The sequence below is a fragment of the Bradyrhizobium sp. DN3 genome (assembly GCF_041357655.1).
Taxonomy (GTDB): domain Bacteria; phylum Pseudomonadota; class Alphaproteobacteria; order Rhizobiales; family Xanthobacteraceae; genus Bradyrhizobium.
The window spans coordinates 1-19,006 of record NZ_JAULLN010000011.1 but is presented as its reverse complement, the minus strand read 5'-3'; the positions used below and the strand labels follow the sequence as shown (position 1 = coordinate 19,006).

The following is a 19,006-nucleotide window of genomic DNA, read 5'->3' as shown; positions in this document are numbered from 1 at the left end:
GGTGTCCGACAGCGATGTGGCGCTGCTGGATCGTCCGATTTGGAGCGCGCTGACAACCAGCCAGAAACATCTGGCCGAAGGCGGCCCGCGCGCGCTGCGCTATCCTGTGGACATGACGCCCTTTGCCGACATGGTCGACATGTCGGCGGCGAGCTTCGCCGCGCTCGGTGATCTCATGTCGGGCTCGCAGGTCGCTGCATTGTTCACGCCGGAGCCCGTCGATGTCCCCGCCGGCTTCAAGGTCGTGCTCGCCGAGAGCGGCGAGCAGATGATCGGATCGCCGGCCGACAGTCCGCTCCGCGATGCCGAGATCGTCACGCTGGGGCCCGCCGACGTGCCTGCCATGATGGCGCTGACCGAGCTGACCAAGCCCGGTCCATTCGCGCTGCGCACGCACGAACTCGGCACGTTCTTCGGTATCCGTGCCGGCGGCGAACTGATCGCGATGGCCGGCGAGCGGATGAAGCCAGGCAATTTCACGGAGATGACGGCCGTCTGCGTCCACCCTGATCATCGCGGGCGCGGCTATGCGCAGGCGCTGCTCGCGACGGTCGCGCGGCAGATCGAGGCCCGCGGCGAATTTCCGTTCCTGCACGTGTTTACCAAGAATACGTCTGCGATTGCGCTGTACGAGCGGCAGGGCATGCGGATTCGGCGTCGCCTGCATGTCACTGCGTTCATGAAGGGAGGATAGCGCTCGCGGGGGATCTTCATTTCCCGCGAATTCCCGCTATATCCGACCCGACGATCATTGGGGAAAACACATGGACGCCAGGACACCAGATTTTTCCGCCGCACGGACGGCGATGCAGCGTTATGTCGATCAGGAGATCATCCCGGGTGCATCCTGGGCGGTGCTGCGGGGCCGCGATGTCGTCGACCAGCAATGCGTCGGGTTCGCCGACCGCGAGAGCAGCACTGCGCTGCGGCCCGACCACATCTTCCGCGCCTTCTCCAACACCAAGATCTTCATCACCTGCGCCATCATGCTGCTGGTCGAGGAAGGCCGCGTCGGGCTCGATGATGCCGTCGAGAAATTTCTGCCGCAGCTCGGCCATCGCAAGGTGTTGAAGCCGGGCGCTGCGAGCCTTGCCGATGTAGAGCCGGTGAGGGGCCCGATCACGATCCGCCAGCTGCTGACCCACACGTCCGGGCTCAGCTACGGCATCTTCGATCCCGGCACGGTGCTGTTCAAAGGCTACAACGAGGCGCGCGTGCTCAATCCGCTGACGCCGCTCTCCGACATGATCGACCGGCTTGCCGATCTGCCGTTGTCCTATCATCCCGGCACCGGCTGGGAATATTCGGTGGCGACCGACGTGCTCGGTCGTGTCGTCGAGGTCGTCTCCGGCCAGCCGCTCGACGCCTTCCTCAAGGCGCGCATCTTCGATCCGCTCGGCATGATCGATACCGGCTTCCACGTGCCGGAAGCGCAGCAAGGCAGGCTGGTCGCACTCTATAACGGCGCTGATGTGCTCGATCCGATGAAGCCCGGCCTCACGCGGGCCGATCATCTGCCTTATCCTCAGGCCTATCGGCGGCCGTTGCCGCGGTTGTCCGGCGGCGGCGGTCTGGTCTCGACCTTGGCCGACATGCTGGCGCTGGTGCGCGCACTGCTGCCCGGTTCTGATGCGCTGCTGAAGCCGGAGACGCTGCGGCAGATGATGACGAACCAACTGCCCGCCGGCCAGACCATCCGCTTCGCCAATCTCGGGCCGATCCCCGGCAAGGGCTTTGGCCTCGGCGGTGCCGTCACCTTCGCACCGACGCCGTTCGATCCCCCGAATTCGATTGGCGAATTCCAGTGGGGCGGGCTTGCTGGCACCCATTGGTGGATCTGCCCTGAGGCAAACACCGCCGGCGTGCTGATGACCCAGCGCTACATGGGCTTCTGGAATCCGTTCTTCTTCGAGTTCAAGCGCCTGGCCTATCAGGCGGCCGGAGGCTGATGCGCGTACGGCGTGTGCGGCGTCAACGCCAAACGGGCGGAAAGGCATCGCCTCCCGCCCGTCATTTGCGTCAGTCCTTCCACGGATCGAACTCGCCTTCGCCGGCCATGGCGACGGCGAACGGCCGCAGCGTGTGCAGCACCCGCACGGTGCCGGCGTGCTGCGCCAGCACGTCCGGCAGGCGGCGATAGGCCATCGGGCTCTCGTCGAGGTCGGCACCAACGAGGGTGACGCCGCGCTCGCTCAGCCAGCGGTCCATTTCCGCGCGCGAGAAGCGCCGCTTCGCTTCCCGTCGTCCGAACAGGCGGCCGGCGCCGTGCACGGTCGAGTACAGCGAAGCCTTGGCCTCCGGACTGTCGACGCCTTCGAGGATGACGGCATCGTCGCCCATCGAGCCGCCGACGAATCCCTTCTGGCCGGGAAACGCCGGCGTCGCGCCCTTGCGCACCACCCACAGATCCTTGCCGTCGTGGGTCTCACGCCAGGCATAGTTGTGGTGGTTGTGCACGCTCTCGGTCACGCTGCCGCCGATGATCTGGCGGACCCGCTCGACGACCCACTCGCGACCCGCATAGGCGTAACGCCCGGCGAGCTGCATCGCCGCGATGTAGCGGCGGCCGAGCTCGGACTCCTCGTCGACCACGGCGGGCGGGACGTTCATGCCATCCTTGCCGCCGGCGGCCTTGAGGTAGCGCGTCGCGGAGGTGTGTCCGAGGCCGCGGCTTCCGAAATGGACGCCGATCCAGACAAAGCCTTCCTCGTCACGCATGAGGTCGACATAGTGGTTGCCCGATCCGACCGTGCCGAGCTGGCTCATCGCTTTCTGACGGTAGGCCTCCATGTCGCTCTCGCGCCAGGCGTCGCCATCGTCGAACAGCGCGTGCTCGGCCCGCTCGGCATTGGCGCGGCCGACACCGAACGAGACCGTCTTGGCGACGTCGCGGATGATCGTGGGCACGATGTCGGCGATGTCGTCGAAGCGGGTGTCGAGCTTTGCAGCCATGTTGCCGCAGCCGATGTCGAAGCCGACGCCGGAGATGCTGATCTGCTTCTCGTAGGCGATGACCCCGCCGACCGGCTGGGCGTAGCCGAGATGGCCGTCGGCGCAGATCACGCCGGATACGACATTGCCGACCGCCATGCAGTTGCGCATCTGCGCCACGGTCGCCTCCTCATGCGGGCCGAAGATCTTCAGCGGCGCGTTCTGGAAGCGCGCCTCCTGCGGACGCAGGTTCGCGATCTCGCTCGCGGCGGTGTTGGCCTCGCGCGCGAGTTGCTCCTTGCGCGCGGCGTCCCGGTACGAGCACCAGGCTGGCTGGCCGCGTCCTTCGCCGACGCGCGAGTCGGGATCGATGCCGGCGGCGAGGCAGAGCTCGCGGGCGCGTTCCATGTAGGGATCGGGTCGTCGCATGGTCGTGAGTCCTGTTTCACATCCCGCGCGCACTGCAGAGTAAACGTACGGTTCATGTCAGAGGTTTCACTGGCTCCGGGCGCGCGTCCGGGGTCGTTGTCGTTGCGCATCAATTAAACGCCGTCTCCGACGCAGCGATCCACGCAACGGGGCGCCTCAGAGAAGCTGTTGACGCGAGTCCAGGCGGTTTGGCACGCGCATCGTTTGCGCGAGCCCCGGGATCCGGGTCTCCGGTTCCGGCCATTGCCGGGATGTCTGAATGGACCGCGCGGCGGGCAACAAAAAACCCTCCGGAGCGGCAGGCTCGGGAGGGTCCGTGAGAAGCGGACTGTCGATCTTGCGGTCAGGCAAGATCGCTCCCATGAGCCGAGCATGCGCAATCGATTGGCCGCAGGCCATTCGACAGACGCGCAAATCTTTCGTAGCTGTGCTTCATCACTGGGTTCACTGTTTGCGCGAACGGAAGTGATCGCGAGGGCGCGGCACATACGCCCGCAACTTGCGGGCGTCAAGCGGCGCGCGTGAGAAATTGGAAATGACGGACGCACGACGTGCCAACCTATCTCGGTCTCGATGGATTTCGCTTCGGTTGGGTCGCGGCCTGGATCGATGAGCGCGGCGATCACGGCTTCGATTATTCACCGGGCCTGACGCGCCTGCTCGCGATGCCGCATGCGCGTGCGATGATCGACATGCCGATCGGGTTGAATCCGAGCGGCTATCGCGCTTGCGATCTGCGTGCACGCGAATTGATCGGGCCTGCCGTATTTCTCGGCGCGCGCCGCGACCTCTGGACGTTTCCGGATATGGCGGCGGCCAATCGCCATTATTGGGCGCATGAGGGCGAGGGCAGGGGCGTGTCCGCGCAGCTCTGGAATATCAGAGACAAGATTAGGGACGTCGACGCGATCATGACGCCGGCGCGTCAAGCCAGCATCGGCGAAGCCCATCCGGAATTGATTTTCTGGAATCTGGCAGGACGAGTCCATCTTGCGAAGAAGACGTCGGCGCAAGGCCGCGAACAGCGCATCGCGCTCCTGGAGCGGCGCGGATTCACGCGCCTGCCGAAATGGCTGACGCTTCGCTACCGCACCGGTATCGGCCGCGATGATCTCATCGATGCCTGCGCCTGCGCGGTCGCGGCGCGCGATAGCACGCAACGTGTCGGCGACGACGAGATCGATCCGCGGGGGCTGAGAATGGAGATCAACTATTGAGGCCTCCGTGGCCCTCGCGATCGCTTCCGTCTCCCGCGTGGCAGCGACGGGCATGGCTCTGCTTCACATCAACGCCATCGTCGTCCAGTCTTGCTGCTCTCTCCTCGTACTCCTCGGCCATTGACTGCAACCGCCGCGCGGCGGCGTTATGCGCGAGTTCGCCGGCGACACGGCGACACCGCTTAGCATGGTCGAGCAGGGCGCGCTTCTCGATGCTCATCCGGCGATAACGCTTGGAAGGCTCAATGGTCCCTGCGCGGGCGGCTGGAACACTGCGATGGCCTTGTCTCGGGGAGTGGGAAAATGCGGCAATATTTTCAAGCGGGCAAGGAACATGGTCCTTGAACGGTCGTTGGCCAATGACTGTTGAGGGACAAAACACCATGTACGACGTCTGCCAATTGGCGACCGCGATGCTGGCGATTGCCTTTACGGCCCTGCTGTTGATCACGGGTCAACGGTTCATCGAGTACCGACTGCAACACGACGCAATGACTCCGGTCGTGGCGATGGCAACGCTGCCGCCATAAGCGAGGGCTCGCAGGGACGAATAGTGACTTGCGCCGCACGGCGTCCTGCCTAGATTGAGCACGCCTCAGTCCATGCATCAAAGGTCCCGATGTCCGCTCTATCTGCTTTTCCCATCACCAAACGTTGGCCGGCGAAACATCCCGAACTGCTTCAGCTCTATTCGCTGCCGACGCCGAACGGCGTCAAGGTCTCGATCATGCTGGAGGAGATCGGATTGCCTTACGAAGTCCATCTTGTCGATTTCGGCAAGGACGACCAGAACACGACCGAATTCCTCTCGCTCAATCCGAACGGCAAGATCCCGGCGATTCTCGATCCCAACGGCCCCGGCGGCAGGCCGCTGCCGCTGTTCGAATCCGGGGCGATCCTGCAATACCTCGCCGAGAAAACCGGCAAGCTTCTGCCGGAGGACGCCGCACGCCGCTACCAGGCCATCCAGTGGGTGCATTTCCAGATGGGCGGCATCGGGCCGATGTTCGGCCAGGTCGGCTTCTTCCACAAATTCGCCGGCAGGGAGTTTGAGGACAAGCGGCCGCTCGAACGCTACGTGGACGAGTCCAAGCGCCTGCTCGGCGTGATGGAGGCGCATCTCGCCGGTCGGCAATGGTTCATGGATGACGATTACACCATCGCCGACATCTCCATGCTCGGCTGGGTCCGCAATCTCATCGGCTTCTACGGCGCCGGCGATCTCGTCGCATTCAGCCAGTTCAAGTCGGTCGGTGCCTGGCTCGAAAGGGGCCTTGCACGTCCGGCCGTGCAGCGCGGGCTGAACATTCCGAAGCGGCCGTGAGGCTAGAACAACGCCTTGTAGCTCATGTAGAGCGCCATCAATGCAACGAAGCCGATCATCAGCCGGCGCAGCACTGATTTGCTGACGCCATTGGCCGCGCGTGCGCCGAGATCGGTGCCGATCCAGAGTCCGGCCAAAATACCGATGATGGCGGGCCAGCCGACCATCAAGCCCTTGCTCCAGTAGATCCAGGCCGGAGGGACGGTGGTCGGGATGACCGAGAAGATGAGGCTGATGAGTTGCGCCTGATGCTGCGGGACGCGAAGGCCCGCAGCGAGGCCGACGGTGATCGCGAGGCCACCGCCGATGCCCATGAAGCCGGACGAAAATCCGGCGAGCATGCCGATCAGAAGCAGGGGTAGCCAGGGCAGATCATTGCGGTCGCCGGCCTCGTTGCTCGCGTCCTTCCGCTCGCGGCGCAGGATCAGCAGAGCGATCAGCGCGACGAGGTACACGACATAAGTCCATTGCAGGACCGAGTCGGAGACCGCGGCCGCGGCGTAACTGCCGCCGGCGCCACCGATCAGGAATCCGAGGCCGATCCAGCCGATCCATGGCAACCGGCTGCGCTTGCCGCTCTGCCAGTAGCGGCGCACGCCCGCAAGGCCCGTCGGAGGCACCTGCGCGATCAGCGATGTGCCCTGCGCGACGTGCTGCTCGGCGCCGAGCAGCAGGACGGAGAAGATCACGAGGCCGCCACCCGGGCTTACGCCCATGAAGCCCGATGTCAGCCCGCCCACGAGGCCGACACCGGCGCCAGCGAGGAGGTCGTGAATCCAGGACATCGCTCACGCCCTGGTTCGTCGCTTCATGTCAGACTTGGTGGCGCGAAAGCCCTCGATCACACCGGCCACGGCTGCCATGCAGGCCTCGACGTCAACATCCTCGCCCCAGCACTTTTGCAGCACAAATCCCTGGAAGATCGCGATCAGCACGCGCGCGATCGCGTCCGCACTGAGGTCGCGCTTGATGAGGCCGGCATGCTGGCCACGCTCGATGAGCGCGATGATCAGCGCGCGAGGCATGTCGATGCCCTCGACGACGCTGGTACGGACGCGGCGGTTGCGCAGGGCCTCGGCCCAGCCATGGATGCCGACGCGACGCCGCGCTTCGCCGGTGGGATCGGTGAGCCATTGCGCATAGACGCGGACCAGCGCGTGAAGTCCTTCGATCGGATCGCCCGATCCTTGCGCGACCGAGTTGAGCACGGCTTCGCGGCGGTGCCGGTCATCGGCGAGCGCTTCGATCAGATCGTCCTTGCTCTGGAAGTAGAGATAGACCGCGCCATGGCTCAGTCCGGATCGCTTGACGATGTCGGCCATGCCGGTCTGGTGAAAACCGTCTTCAGCGAAGCAGGCGAGGGCAGCTTCGAGGATCTGCTGGCGCCGGCCTTCGCGTTGCTTGTCGCTGATCTTGGGCATTTGGTGGTCCCTTAAATAGCTGACCGATCGATCGTTTTAGTAATCGGCCAATGAAAGCCAAGACTAAGCCGATCCAAATAAAAAATGACTAGTCAGTCATTTTTATTGCCAAAAGATGTTTCGGTCAAGTCCGGACCTCCCGACGCCGTGAAAAAGCGGATTAAGTCGTTGCGGGACGCCGACAGAGGCGGCGGCCCGGTCCTTGATCGTGTGCCGCTAGAACAGCCGTCCGCCGTTCGGCACGGGCTTGCTTGGCTGCACCAGTACGACCTTGCCGGCAGCATCGGGGAAACCGAGCGTCAGCACCTCGGATACGACCGGGCCGATCTGGCGCGGCGGGAAATTGACGACGGCCGCGACCTGCAGCCCGACCAGCGACTCGAGCGGATGATTTTCGGTGATCTGTGCCGAGCTCTTGCGGACGCCGATCGCAGGACCGAAGTCGATCCATAGCCGCCAGGCCGGTTTGCGCGCCTCCGGGAACGGCTTGGCGTCGACGATGGTGCCGACGCGGATATCGACCGCGAGGAAGCTGTTGAAGTCGATGGTCGGCGAGGCGGCGGCCGCGGGATCATGGGTGACGTGCATGGTGTATCCGTTCGGGAGTGGCGTCGTTCGGAATATTGTCGCGCGAACCGGAGTTTCGTACAACGCGGCGGTCACGATACGACGCATGCGCGAGGAACGACTTGCCCAACATCATCTACGGTATCAAGAACTGCGACACCATGAAAAAGGCGCGCACCTGGCTCGACAGCCATGGCGTGCCTTACGCGTTTCACGACTACAAGACGGCGGGAGTCGAGAAGGACAAGCTCAAGCAGTGGAGTGACCGGGTCGGCTGGGAGACGTTGCTCAATCGCGCCGGCACGACCTTCAAGAAGCTCTCCGATTCCGACAAGGAAGGCCTCGGTGAGAAGAAGGCGCTGGCGTTGATGCTAGCGCAACCATCGATGATCAAGCGGCCGGTGCTGGAAATCGGCGGCAAGCTGCTGGTCGGCTTCAAGCCGGAGATCTATGCAAAGGAAGTCGGGGCCAAGAACGTTGGAGCCAAGGCGCGTTAGTTCAGCTCGATGATCTCGGCGGTGACGCTTGGGCTGGATTGGTCGGCGAGCTCGACCACATCGGCCGCTGCGATGCGGCCGGGCGCACGATGAAAGAGGTCGCGGTCAATTACGGCGCGCAGCCTCGGACGCGGCGGCGCGTCATTTCCGCGCATCAGATTCTTGATCTCGAAGCCGCCGTCTTCGCAGAAGGTCTTCACCGACGCGATGACGTGGCTGACCTTGTCCTCGGTCAGGAACGGCAGCAGCAGCCGTTCATAGGCGACGATGCGACCGTAGATGTCATCGATGTCGGCAACGCTATAGATCGGAAGCGCGCGCGCGACGCATTCGCGATAGATCGGCATCACGAAGGGCGCGAGCCGCGGTCCGACATAGTCGTGCAGCAGGGTGCCCTTGCCGGTATTTCCATAAGCGCGCGAGATGCGCGTGCCTTCGCTCTGGATGGTCAGGTGCGGCGTCGGCGTCGAATTGTCCACCGTGTAATAGATGAGATCGGACAGCTCTTCCTCGAGTCGCGCAGGCTGGTACTCCCAGATCGCCGGTGCGACCTGTTGGCGCGCATAAAGTCGCAGCCACGTGTTCAGGAGATCACGCTGCCTGATCGACTTGACGACGGAGGGCGCGGCGCTTGCGAAATCCAAAACAATATTCCCGGCATGTCAAAACCCGCACATGATCCTCGCCGCGGGAAAATTTTCTATGAAGGCTGGCGCGGGAGACGAAAGACCGTTAACGACGGCTTGATGACCGGTGCTTCGCGAACCGGGAGGCCGGGCAGGCACGACATCAAAACATCTCCGACTAAGGGAGCATTTGTATCCCAGCCGGAGGCCTGATCTGCTCAGCTTTCCGCCTTGCCTAACCCCCGTCACCTCCGGCATATTCCGCGCCGGGAGGCGGCGTTCCGGATGGGCTCCAAGGCCTCCGGAAAGCCGAAGTCAACAAGGACAGCCACGCGCGGCACGCGCGGGCAGGGGGAAATCTGTTTGGCCGATGAGTTCATTCTCGAAACGGAAGGCTTGACCAAGGAGTTCGCGGGCTTCTTCGCCGTCCGCGACGTTGCGCTCAAGGTTCGCCGTGGGAGCATTCATGCGTTGATCGGGCCGAACGGCGCCGGCAAGACGACGTGCTTCAATCTTTTGACCAAGTTCCTTAAACCGTCTGCCGGAAAGATCCTGTACAAGGGGCAGGACATCACTGCGATGGCGCCGGCGGATGTGGCCCGCATGGGCCTGGTTCGCTCCTTCCAGATTTCGGCCGTGTTTCCGCATCTCACGGCGCTGGAAAACGTCCGCGTCGCACTTCAGCGCCAGCACGGCTCTTCGTTCGACTTCTGGCGTTCCAAGTCCGTGCTCAACCGCTTCAACGATCGCGCGCGCGAGCTGTTGAACGATGTCGGGCTCAGCGAGTTTGCCAATACGCCCGCGGTCGAGATGCCCTACGGGCGCAAGCGCGCACTGGAGATCGCAACCACGCTCGCGCTCGACCCCGAGATGATGCTGCTGGACGAGCCGATGGCCGGCATGGGTCACGAGGACATCGACAAGATCGCGGCGCTGATCAAGCGCATCTCCGCGAAATATACCATTCTGATGGTCGAGCATAATTTGAGCGTCGTGGCCAATCTCTCCGACATCATCACCGTGCTGACGCGCGGGCAGGTGCTCGCGCAAGGCCATTACTCCGAGCTCACCAAGGACGAACGCGTCAAGGAAGCTTATCTGGGAGCCGGTCATGCCTGACACTGCGATCGCCCAGGCTCCGGCAAAGGCTGCGACCGGCGGAAACATCCTTCAAGTCCGCAACCTCGAAGCCTGGTACGGCGAGTCTCACATCCTGCACGGGATCAACTTCGACGTGAATGCGGGCGAGGTCGTCACCCTGCTCGGGCGCAACGGCGCCGGCAAGACGACCACGTTGAAGTCGATCATGGGCATCATCGGCAAGCGCTCGGGCTCGGTGAAGTTCAACAACCAGGACATCATCCGCGCGACCTCCGACAAGATCGCGCGCATGGGCATCGCGTTCTGCCCCGAGGAGCGGGGGATATTCTCCAGCCTCGACGTGCGGGAGAATCTGATGCTGCCGCCGGTGGTCCGCGAAGGCGGGCTGCCGCTCGATCAGATCTTCGACCTGTTCCCGAACCTGAAGGAGCGGCTCAACAGCCAGGGCACCAAGCTGTCGGGCGGCGAGCAGCAGATGCTCGCGATCGCGCGCATCCTGCGCACCGGCGCGAGCTTCCTGATGCTGGACGAGCCGACCGAGGGCCTTGCGCCCGTCATCATCCAGCAGATCGGCCATACCATTGCGCGACTCAAGAAGGAGGGCTTCACCATCCTCCTGGTCGAGCAGAACTTCCGCTTCGCATCGACCGTCGCCGACCGCTATTACGTGGTCGAGCACGGCAAGATCATTGACGGTTTTTCCAACGCCGAGCTTGCCGCCAACATGGACAAGCTCCACACCTATCTCGGCGTCTAGAACTGCCAAAGAAGTTAGAACCAACGAGAATATTTAGAGAGGGAAGCCGCATGAACACCCGGTCGATCGCTTCATTTCTGCTCGGCACCGCGCTGGCGCTTGCCGCGACAAGCGGCGCGATGGCGCAGGACAAGACCATCAAGATCGGCGTGCTCACCGACAACTCCGGGCTCTACGCCGACCTTGGAGGTCCCGGCTCGACGCTGGCCGCGCAGATGGCGATCGAGGATTCCGGGCTTGCAGCCAAGGGTTGGAAGGTCGATCTCATCTCCGCCGACCATCAGAACAAGCCCGACATCGGCACTGCGATCGCGCGGCAGTGGATCGATGTCGAGAAGGTCGACGTCTTCATGGACGTGCTGAACTCCGGCGTCGCGCTGGCGGTGAACAATGTCGTCAGGGAAAAGAATTCGATTCTGATCGACACAGGTGCGGCGACGTCCGATCTGACAAACGCGCAATGTTCGCCGAACACGATCCACTGGGTCTACGACACCTACATGCTGGCCAACAGCACGGGACAGGCGCTGGTGAAGGCCGGCGGCGACACCTGGTACTTTCTGACCGCCGACTACGCCTTTGGTCACGCGCTCGAGCGCGACACCGCTGCGGTGGTGGTCAAATCAGGCGGCAAGGTGATCGGGAGTGTCAAGCATCCGCTCAATACCGCGGACTTCTCCTCGTTCCTCCTGCAGGCGCAGGCGTCGAAAGCGAAGATTATCGGTATGGCGAACGCCGGTGGCGACACCACCAACACGATCAAGCAGGCGGCGGAATTCGGCATCGTTGCAGGCGGCCAGAAGCTCGCCGGGCTTCTGCTGTTCATCACCGACGTCCATGCGCTCGGATTGAAAGTGGCGCAGGGGCTGAACTTCACCGAAACCTTCTATTGGGATTTGAACGACGGCACCCGGGCCTTCTCCAAGCGTTTCTCCGAAAAGATGAAGAACAAGGCGATGCCTTCGATGGTGCAGGCCGGCGTCTATTCGGGCCTGATCCATTATTTCAAGACGCTGGAAGCGTTGGGTGGCAATCCGCACGATGGCGCCAAGGTCGTCGCCAAGATGAAGGAAATTCCGACGGACGATCCACTGTTCGGCAAGGGCACGATCCGCGCGGACGGCCGCAAGCTCCATCCCGCCTATCTGTTCGAGGTCAAGAAGCCCGAGGAATCCAAGGGGCCGTGGGACTACTACAAGCTGATCGGCACGACGGCGGCAGACCAGGCTTTCAGGCCGCTTTCGGAAAGCGCCTGTCCGCTGGTGAAGAAGTAGTACCGACAGCGTCCGCTGGCGGGCACCGTCGTCAACAAAACGGGACTGGGTACGAGATCGATCGATGCAGGCTCTATACGCTCAGCTACTGGTGGGACTGATCAACGGCTCGTTCTACGCGCTGCTCAGTCTCGGGCTTGCCGTGATCTTCGGCATGCTCAACATCATCAATTTCGCCCATGGCGCGCTCTACATGATGGGCGCGTTCGTCGCCTATTTCCTGTTGAGCCTCGGCGGCATCAACTATTGGTGGGCGTTGCTGCTCGCGCCCATCATCGTCGGCATCTTCGGCATGATCCTGGAGCGGACCATGCTGCAATGGCTGACCGGGCTCGATCATCTCTACGGCCTGCTCCTGACCTTCGGCATTGCGCTGATCGTGCAGGGCGTGTTCCAGAACTACTTCGGCTCCTCTGGTCTGCCTTATGCCATTCCGGACCAGCTCAGGGGCGGCATGAATCTCGGCTTCATGTTCTTACCCGTCTATCGCGGCTGGGTCGTCGTGTTCTCGCTGGCGGTGTGCCTTGCGACCTGGTTCCTGATCGAGAAGACCCAGCTCGGCGCTTACCTGCGCGCCGCCACTGAAAACCCGACGCTGGTGCGCGCCTTCGGCATCAACGTACCGCGCATGATCACGCTGACTTACGGTCTCGGTGTCGGCCTTGCCGCGCTCGCCGGCGTGCTCTCGGCGCCGATCAATCAGGTGCGGCCGCTGATGGGCGCCGACCTCATCATCGTCGTGTTCGCGGTAGTCGTGATCGGCGGCATGGGATCGATCATGGGCTCCATCATCACCGGCTTTGCGCTCGGCGTGATCGAGGGCCTGACCAAGTATTTCTACCCCGAGGCCTCCAACACCGTCGTGTTCGTGCTGATGGTGCTGGTGCTCTTGGTGAAGCCAACGGGATTGACGGGAAGGGCAGCCTGATATGACGACCCTGACGGACGACACGCTGCCGACAACCCCTCGCGCCATGCGCGACGAGATGATCGTGTTCGTGGTGATGGCGCTGCTGTTGGCGGCGGTGCCGTTCACGGGAGTCTATCCGTTCTTCGTGATGCAGGCGCTGTGCTTTGCGCTGCTCGCCTGCGCTTTCAATCTGCTGGTCGGCTATGGCGGGCTGCTGTCGTTCGGCCACGCCATGTTCCTGGGAACCGCGGGCTATTGCAGTGCGCATGCGCTGAAGGTGTGGGCGCTGCCGCCCGAGCTCGGCATCCTCGTCGGCATCGCTGCGGCGTTCGTGCTGTCGATCATCACCGGCTACATCTCGATCCGCCGCCAGGGCATCTATTTCTCGATGATCACCCTGGCGCTGTCGCAGCTCCTGTACTTCATCTACCTCCAGGCGCCGTTCACCCACGGCGAGGACGGCATCCAGGGCATCCCGCAAGGGCACATGTTCGGCGTGTTCGATCTGTCCAAGCCGACGGTGCTTTATTACGTCGTGCTGGTCGGCTTCCTCGCCGGCTTCCTCTTGATCTTCCGCATCATCAACTCGCCATTCGGCGAGGTGCTGAAGTCGATCCGCGAGAACGAGCAGCGGGCGATCTCGCTCGGCTACCGCACCGACCAGTACAAGTTCCTGGCCTTCATCCTGTCGGGCACGCTGGCCGGCTTTGCCGGGGCGCTGAAAGTATTCGTGGCGCAGAACGCCTCGCTCACCGACGTGCACTGGTCGATGTCGGGCGAAGTCGTGCTGATGACGCTGGTCGGTGGCCTCGGAACCATTTTCGGTCCCGTGATCGGCGCCTTCGTGATCATCGCCATGCAGCAATATCTGGCGGGCTTCGGCCAGTGGGTGACGGTGATCCAGGGTGGGATCTTCGTGATCTGCGTGCTCACCTTCCGCCGCGGCGTCATTGGTGAAATCGCGCATTACTTCCGGAGATCGCTCTAAGTAGCTGATTTTAAATCGATTTACCGGTCGCTTGAAAGCGGTGGATGACCCGGCTCCGCGGGCGCGAGATGACACGCGCGTGGATCGAAAATGGTCTATGACAGTTTCATGACGGCCCTTCCGGGCCGGGCCATTTCCAACCGGTAGCCTGTCCCCATGATGCGATGGTTTCGTGCTTTCCTGCCCAAGGAAGAACGGTTCTTCGACCTGTTCGACCGTCATGCCCAGACCGTGATCCAGGGCTCGATCGCGCTCCAGGGCATGCTCAACGGGGGCGAGGAGACGCCGGTCTATTGCCAGCGCGTCAATCAGTTCGAGAACGACGCCGATAACATCACCCGCGAGGTGCTGACGGCAGTGCGCCGTACCTTCATCACCCCGTTCGACCGCGGCGACATCAAGAACCTGATCACCTCGATGGACGACGCCATCGACCAGATGCAGCAGACGGCGAAGGCCGTGATGCTGTTCGAGGTCCGCGCCTTCGAGCCGCCGATGCGCGAGATCGGCGGGCTTCTGATCGAATGCGCCAATCTGGTGGGACGCGCGCTGCCGCTGATGCAGTCGATCGGCCCGAACGTCGCCATGCTGAGCGCGATCACGGAAGAGCTGGGCAAGCTGGAGGGCCGTGTCGACGACCTCCACGACATCGGGCTGAAGGAGCTGTTCCTCAAGCATCGCAACGGCAACGCGATGGACTTCATCGTCGGTGTCGAGATCTACGACCATCTCGAAAAGGTTGCCGACCGCTTTGATGACGTCGCCAACGAGATCAACAGCATCGTCATCGAGCAAGTGTAGCGCATGATGCGGAAAAGTGTGCCGCGGTTTTCCGATCAAATCATGCGTAAGCTTTAAGGCAGGGCCGCGCCGTGGATGCTGCGTTGGGTTTTCCCGTCCTGGTCGGCTTGATCGCCGTCGCGCTGCTGTTCGATTTCCTGAACGGCCTGCATGACGCCGCCAATTCGATCGCGACCATCGTCTCGACCCGCGTGTTGCGGCCCCAATTCGCGGTGTTCTGGGCCGCGTTCTTCAATTTCGTCGCCTTCATGGTGTTCGGGCTGCACGTCGCCCAGACCATCGGCACCGGCATCATCGATCCCTCGATCGTCGACGCCCAGGTGATCTTCGCGGCCTTGGTCGGTGCCATCGTCTGGAACATCGTGACCTGGGCGCTCGGCATCCCGTCCTCCTCATCGCATGCGCTGATCGGCGGCCTCGTCGGCGGCGGCATGGCCAAGGCGGGCATTTCGGCGGCGGTGTGGAGCGGATTGTCCAAGACGGTGCTGGCGATCGTGCTGTCGCCGCTGGTCGGCTTCCTGCTCGCGATGATGCTGGTGGCGATCGTGTCCTGGGCCTCGGTGCGCTCGACACCGTTCGCAGTCGACCGCGCCTTCCGCATCCTGCAATTCGCCTCCGCCTCGCTCTATTCGCTCGGCCACGGCGGCAATGATGCGCAGAAGACCATGGGTATCATCGCGGTGCTGCTCTATTCGCAGGGCCATCTCGGCAGCGAATTCTCCGTACCGTTCTGGGTGGTGCTGTCCTGCCAGGCCGCGATGGCGCTGGGCACGCTGATGGGTGGCTGGCGCATCGTCCGCACCATGGGCCTGCGCATCACCAAATTGACCCCGATGCAGGGCTTTTGCGCCGAGACCGGCGGCGCTGCGACCCTGTTCATGGCGACCTTCCTCGGCGTTCCCGTCTCGACCACCCACACCATCACCGGCGCCATCGTCGGCGTCGGCGCCGCCCGCCGTGTCTCGGCGGTGCGCTGGAATGTCGCGAGCTCGATCGTCTATGCCTGGGTGATCACGATCCCGGCCGCGGCAATCGTGGCCGCGCTGAGCTGGTGGGCGGTCCAGATCGTCAAGTAACGAGCTTCAATCCGATAATTCCGAAGATGATCAAGGCGATGCTGGCGAGCCGGAAAGCGGTCGCGGGCTCATCGAACAGGATGATGCCCAGCGTCGCGGTGCCGACCGCGCCGATTCCGGTCCAGACTGCGTAGGCGGTTCCGACGGGCAGTGATTTGAGAGCAACCCCGAGCAGGATGATGCTGCCGGCCATGGCCGCGAGCGTGACGACCGACGGAACAAACTTGCTAAAGCCCTCGGTATATTTCAGGCCGATCGCCCAGGTGATCTCGAGAAGACCGGCGACGAACAAGATGCTCCAGGCCATGACGACCCTCCGTGCAAGGCAGGGCCGTCCCCGCAGGCAATGACCTATGAAAGGGAGGGCCGTCCCTCCCAAAGGCCGATATGGGGCTGGCCGGAGGGCTCCGCAATCACCAAATGAGGCTTGATCAGGCCCATTTTCCCTGCCAAACGCTCCCGCCATGTCCGACATCGCCACCACCGTAGCCGAATCGCCGGCCCGTTCCCCGCTTGCCGCTGAAGTGTCGCGGCGGCGGACCTTTGCGATCATCTCCCACCCCGACGCCGGCAAGACCACGCTGACCGAGAAGCTGCTGCTGTTCGGCGGCGCCATTAACCTCGCCGGCCAGGTCAAGGCCAAGGGCGAGCGGCGCAACACGCGCTCGGACTGGATGAAGATCGAGCGCGAGCGCGGCATCTCGGTCGTGACCTCGGTGATGACCTTCGAGTTCGAAGGCCTCGTCTTCAACCTGCTGGACACGCCGGGCCACGAGGACTTTTCGGAAGACACCTATCGCACGCTGACGGCGGTCGATTCCGCCGTGATGGTGATCGACGCCGCCAAGGGCATCGAGGCGCGCACCCGGAAGCTGTTCGAGGTGTGTCGTCTTCGGGATATCCCGATCATCACTTTCATCAACAAGATGGACCGCGAGAGCCGCGACGTCTTCGAGCTGCTCGACGAGATCGAGAAGACGCTGGCGCTCGACACCACGCCGATGACCTGGCCGGTCGGCCGCGGCCGCGACTTCCTCGGCACCTATGACGTCGTCAATGGCGGCGTGCGCCTGCTCGAAGGCGGCGGCGCCAAGACCGGCGCAGCGCAGCAGATCGAGATCGAAGAACTCGCCAAGCTCAATGCGAATCTCGACGTGTCAGCGGTGAAGGACGAGCTCGAGCTCGTCACCGAAGCGTCAAAACCGTTCGAGCTCGAAGCATTCCGCGAGGGTCATCTGACCCCAGTGTATTTCGGCAGCGCGCTGCGCAATTTCGGCGTCGGCGACCTCTTGGAAGGCCTCGGCAAGTTCGCGCCCGAGCCGCGCGCGCAGGACAGCGACCAGCGCAAGGTCGAGGCCACCGATCCGCGCATGAGCGCCTTCGTGTTCAAGATCCAGGCCAACATGGATCCCAACCATCGCGACCGCATTGCGTTTGCGCGGCTCTGTTCGGGCAAGCTCAGCCGCGGCATGAAGGCGAAGCTGGTGCGCACCGGCAAGAGCATGCCGCTGTCGAGCCCGCAATTCTTCTTCGCGCAGGATCGTTCGGTCGCGGATGAGGCCTTTGCTGGCGACGTGGTCGGCATTCCCAATCACGGCACGCTGCGCATCGGCGACACGCTGACCGAGGGCGAGGATTTCAACTTCGTCGGCGTGCCGAGCTTTGCGCCGGAAATCGTCCGCCGCGTTCGTCTCACCGACGCGATGAAGGCGAAGAAGCTGAAGGAAGCGCTCCAGCAGATGTCGGAGGAGGGCGTGGTCCAGGTGTTCCGTCCGCGCGACGGTGCGCCCGCGCTGGTCGGCGTCGTCGGCGCGCTCCAACTCGACGTGCTGAAGGCCCGGCTCGAGGCCGAATATTCACTGCCCGTCGAGTTCGAGGTGAGCGAGTTCCAGCTCGCGCGCTGGGTCTCCTCGGAGGATCGCAAGAAGCTCGACACCTTCATCGCCGCCAACACGTCGAGCATCGCCGACGATGTCGACGGCGATCCCGTGTATCTGGCGCGAAACGAGTTCTATCTCGGCTACACCAGGGAACGCGCCGAGGGCATCGAGTTCACCAACGTCAAGGACGTCAAGAAGAAGGGGTAGGGTGGCCGCGCGCCCGGCTGCCGCAGCCACACCCTCCGCTGCGCAGCCACACCCACACCCTCCGCTGCGCAAGCACACCGCTGTCATGCCCGGCTTGACCGGGGCATCCAGTACGCCGCGGCCTCTCGATTTAATCACATCCGTCTCGGCGTACTGGATCGCCCGGTCCCGGCTCCGCCAAGGCTTCGCCGGGCTTTCGGTGTTGGGCCGGCGTAGCTTTAGCGAAGACGGCAAGCCGGGCGACGACACCGCGCTTGAACGCGCGCATGTGAACACAAGGTAGGCTTGAAGCGGCTCCAAGATCTCCCAACATGATTGCGGTCGCTCATCGCGGTGCTTCTCAATGCTGCGCGCAATCTTGGTTCTGTTGCTGACCTTCTTGGCCGTGGGCGCCGCCGACGCGCGGCCCCGCCAGATCAACCCCATTCCGTTCTCGCACGAGCCGTGCAGCGTGCTCGACGGCCCGCCCTGTACGCCGTCCTATTGCAGCCCGCTCGAGCCCGGCCCCTGCATTCCCGAGATCGATTACCCCTACGGCCAGAACCTCCAGCTCACGATCGAGAGCGTGCCGTCCGAGCCGGACCGCGCCAAATACCGGAAACCCGATCACGATCTCGATACGATCGGCGATCTCTTTGCCGAGCTGCGCAGCTGCTGGTCGCCGCCATCGGACAATGCGCGCGCCGGCATGCAGATGTCGGTGCGCTTCAGCTTCAACAAGGCGGGTGGCCTGATCGGCCCGCCGCGCCTGACCTTTGCGACCGCGGGCGTCCCCGCCGATACCCGCACGACCTATCTGAACGCCATCAATGCATCGCTGAAGGCCTGCCTGCCGCTGAAATTCACTGGCGGACTCGGCGGCGCGTTGGCCGGACGGCCAATCGCGATCCGGTACGTCGACAATCGGCAGATCGGTAAGTAGCGCAGCTCTATCCCCTCATCCTGAGAGCCTGACTCAAAAAGGGCGGCGAGCTTTTTAGGGTGCAGCGAGGCGTCTTGT

The 19,006-nt window shown here is 63.4% G+C and carries 21 protein-coding genes; 15 read left to right on the top strand and 6 right to left on the bottom strand.

Going from position 1 to position 19,006, the window contains the following annotated elements; genetic code table 11:
- The first annotated feature begins 1 nt into the window (after window position 1).
- Window positions 2–694 carry a GNAT family N-acetyltransferase gene (locus AAE027_RS17680; protein ID WP_370986870.1) on the top strand — a complete coding sequence of 231 codons (693 nt, stop codon included), beginning with the start codon at window positions 2–4 and terminating at the stop codon, window positions 692–694.
- 70 nt (window positions 695–764) lie between these two features.
- The gene (locus tag AAE027_RS17675) at window positions 765–1,949 is read left to right on the top strand and encodes a serine hydrolase domain-containing protein (RefSeq protein WP_370986871.1); all 1,185 of its coding nucleotides are present in this window, start codon (window positions 765–767) and stop codon (window positions 1,947–1,949) included.
- A gap of 70 nt (window positions 1,950–2,019) precedes the next feature.
- Here the strand turns inward: AAE027_RS17675 and AAE027_RS17670 are convergent, their stop codons facing one another.
- Complete coding sequence (locus tag AAE027_RS17670) at window positions 2,020–3,360, bottom strand: RtcB family protein (protein ID WP_370986872.1); 1,341 nt, start codon at window positions 3,358–3,360, stop codon at window positions 2,020–2,022.
- A 551-nt stretch (window positions 3,361–3,911) separates the two neighbouring features.
- Between AAE027_RS17670 and AAE027_RS17665 the strand changes: the two genes are divergently transcribed.
- From AAE027_RS17665 to AAE027_RS17655, 3 genes are all read left to right on the top strand, one after another.
- Window positions 3,912–4,577 (top strand): DUF429 domain-containing protein, encoded by a 666-nt coding sequence (locus AAE027_RS17665; RefSeq protein WP_370986873.1) that lies wholly within the window; start codon window positions 3,912–3,914, stop codon window positions 4,575–4,577.
- A gap of 383 nt (window positions 4,578–4,960) precedes the next feature.
- A complete protein-coding gene (locus AAE027_RS17660; protein WP_176945957.1) occupies window positions 4,961–5,107 on the top strand; it encodes a hypothetical protein in 147 nt (48 codons plus the stop codon).
- 89 nt (window positions 5,108–5,196) lie between these two features.
- Window positions 5,197–5,901 carry a glutathione S-transferase family protein gene (locus AAE027_RS17655; RefSeq protein ID WP_370986874.1) on the top strand — a complete coding sequence of 235 codons (705 nt, stop codon included), beginning with the start codon at window positions 5,197–5,199 and terminating at the stop codon, window positions 5,899–5,901.
- Between the two features lie 2 nt (window positions 5,902–5,903).
- On the opposite strand, the gene AAE027_RS17650 is transcribed toward AAE027_RS17655, so the two are convergent.
- The 3 genes from AAE027_RS17650 to AAE027_RS17640 form a co-directional block, all read right to left on the bottom strand.
- Window positions 5,904–6,686 (bottom strand): sulfite exporter TauE/SafE family protein, encoded by a 783-nt coding sequence (locus tag AAE027_RS17650; protein WP_370986875.1) that lies wholly within the window; start codon window positions 6,684–6,686, stop codon window positions 5,904–5,906.
- A gap of 3 nt (window positions 6,687–6,689) precedes the next feature.
- The gene (locus tag AAE027_RS17645) at window positions 6,690–7,322 is read right to left on the bottom strand and encodes a TetR/AcrR family transcriptional regulator (RefSeq protein WP_370986876.1); all 633 of its coding nucleotides are present in this window, start codon (window positions 7,320–7,322) and stop codon (window positions 6,690–6,692) included.
- Window positions 7,323–7,538: 216 nt separating this feature from the next.
- On the bottom strand, window positions 7,539–7,910 hold the full coding sequence (locus AAE027_RS17640; RefSeq protein ID WP_091894975.1) for a tRNA-binding protein: 372 nt from the start codon (window positions 7,908–7,910) through the stop codon (window positions 7,539–7,541).
- Between the two features lie 101 nt (window positions 7,911–8,011).
- Between AAE027_RS17640 and AAE027_RS17635 the strand changes: the two genes are divergently transcribed.
- The gene (locus tag AAE027_RS17635; protein WP_370986877.1) at window positions 8,012–8,386 is read left to right on the top strand and encodes an ArsC family reductase; all 375 of its coding nucleotides are present in this window, start codon (window positions 8,012–8,014) and stop codon (window positions 8,384–8,386) included.
- Here AAE027_RS17635 and AAE027_RS17630 read toward each other — a convergent pair.
- On the bottom strand, window positions 8,383–9,030 hold the full coding sequence (locus tag AAE027_RS17630) for a hypothetical protein (RefSeq protein WP_370986878.1): 648 nt from the start codon (window positions 9,028–9,030) through the stop codon (window positions 8,383–8,385). The two genes, AAE027_RS17635 and AAE027_RS17630, sit on opposite strands and share 4 nt — an antisense overlap.
- A 345-nt stretch (window positions 9,031–9,375) precedes the next feature.
- Here AAE027_RS17630 and AAE027_RS17625 point away from each other — a divergent pair, with 345 nt between their 5' ends.
- From AAE027_RS17625 to AAE027_RS17595, 7 genes are all read left to right on the top strand, one after another.
- Window positions 9,376–10,131: an ABC transporter ATP-binding protein gene (locus tag AAE027_RS17625; protein ID WP_008551999.1), complete on the top strand. Its 756-nt coding sequence runs from the start codon at window positions 9,376–9,378 to the stop codon at window positions 10,129–10,131.
- Window positions 10,124–10,870, top strand: coding sequence for an ABC transporter ATP-binding protein (locus tag AAE027_RS17620; RefSeq protein WP_091894981.1), 747 nt, complete (start codon window positions 10,124–10,126; stop codon window positions 10,868–10,870). The genes AAE027_RS17625 and AAE027_RS17620 overlap by 8 nt, the downstream gene beginning before the upstream one ends.
- A 50-nt stretch (window positions 10,871–10,920) precedes the next feature.
- Window positions 10,921–12,144, top strand: a complete 1,224-nt coding sequence (locus tag AAE027_RS17615; protein ID WP_370986879.1) for an ABC transporter substrate-binding protein — start codon at window positions 10,921–10,923, stop codon at window positions 12,142–12,144.
- A 64-nt stretch (window positions 12,145–12,208) separates the two neighbouring features.
- A complete protein-coding gene (locus tag AAE027_RS17610) occupies window positions 12,209–13,072 on the top strand; it encodes a branched-chain amino acid ABC transporter permease (RefSeq protein ID WP_370986880.1) in 864 nt (287 codons plus the stop codon).
- Between the two features lies 1 nt (window position 13,073).
- Entirely contained in the window at window positions 13,074–14,042 is a 969-nt protein-coding gene (locus tag AAE027_RS17605; RefSeq protein WP_370986881.1) for a branched-chain amino acid ABC transporter permease, read from the top strand.
- Window positions 14,043–14,198: 156 nt separating this feature from the next.
- A complete protein-coding gene (locus AAE027_RS17600; protein WP_091894987.1) occupies window positions 14,199–14,843 on the top strand; it encodes a DUF47 domain-containing protein in 645 nt (214 codons plus the stop codon).
- Window positions 14,844–14,914: 71 nt separating this feature from the next.
- The gene (locus AAE027_RS17595) at window positions 14,915–15,919 is read left to right on the top strand and encodes an inorganic phosphate transporter (protein WP_370986882.1); all 1,005 of its coding nucleotides are present in this window, start codon (window positions 14,915–14,917) and stop codon (window positions 15,917–15,919) included.
- Here the strand turns inward: AAE027_RS17595 and sugE are convergent.
- The gene (gene sugE, locus AAE027_RS17590) at window positions 15,912–16,226 is read right to left on the bottom strand and encodes a quaternary ammonium compound efflux SMR transporter SugE (RefSeq protein ID WP_370986883.1); all 315 of its coding nucleotides are present in this window, start codon (window positions 16,224–16,226) and stop codon (window positions 15,912–15,914) included. The two genes, AAE027_RS17595 and sugE, sit on opposite strands and share 8 nt — an antisense overlap.
- 157 nt (window positions 16,227–16,383) lie before the next feature.
- Here sugE and AAE027_RS17585 point away from each other — a divergent pair, with 157 nt between their 5' ends.
- Window positions 16,384–18,006, top strand: coding sequence for a peptide chain release factor 3 (locus AAE027_RS17585; protein ID WP_370986884.1), 1,623 nt, complete (start codon window positions 16,384–16,386; stop codon window positions 18,004–18,006).
- Between the two features lie 343 nt (window positions 18,007–18,349).
- Window positions 18,350–18,928, top strand: a complete 579-nt coding sequence (locus tag AAE027_RS17580) for a hypothetical protein (RefSeq protein ID WP_370986885.1) — start codon at window positions 18,350–18,352, stop codon at window positions 18,926–18,928.
- The last annotated feature ends 78 nt before the right edge of the window (window positions 18,929–19,006 follow it).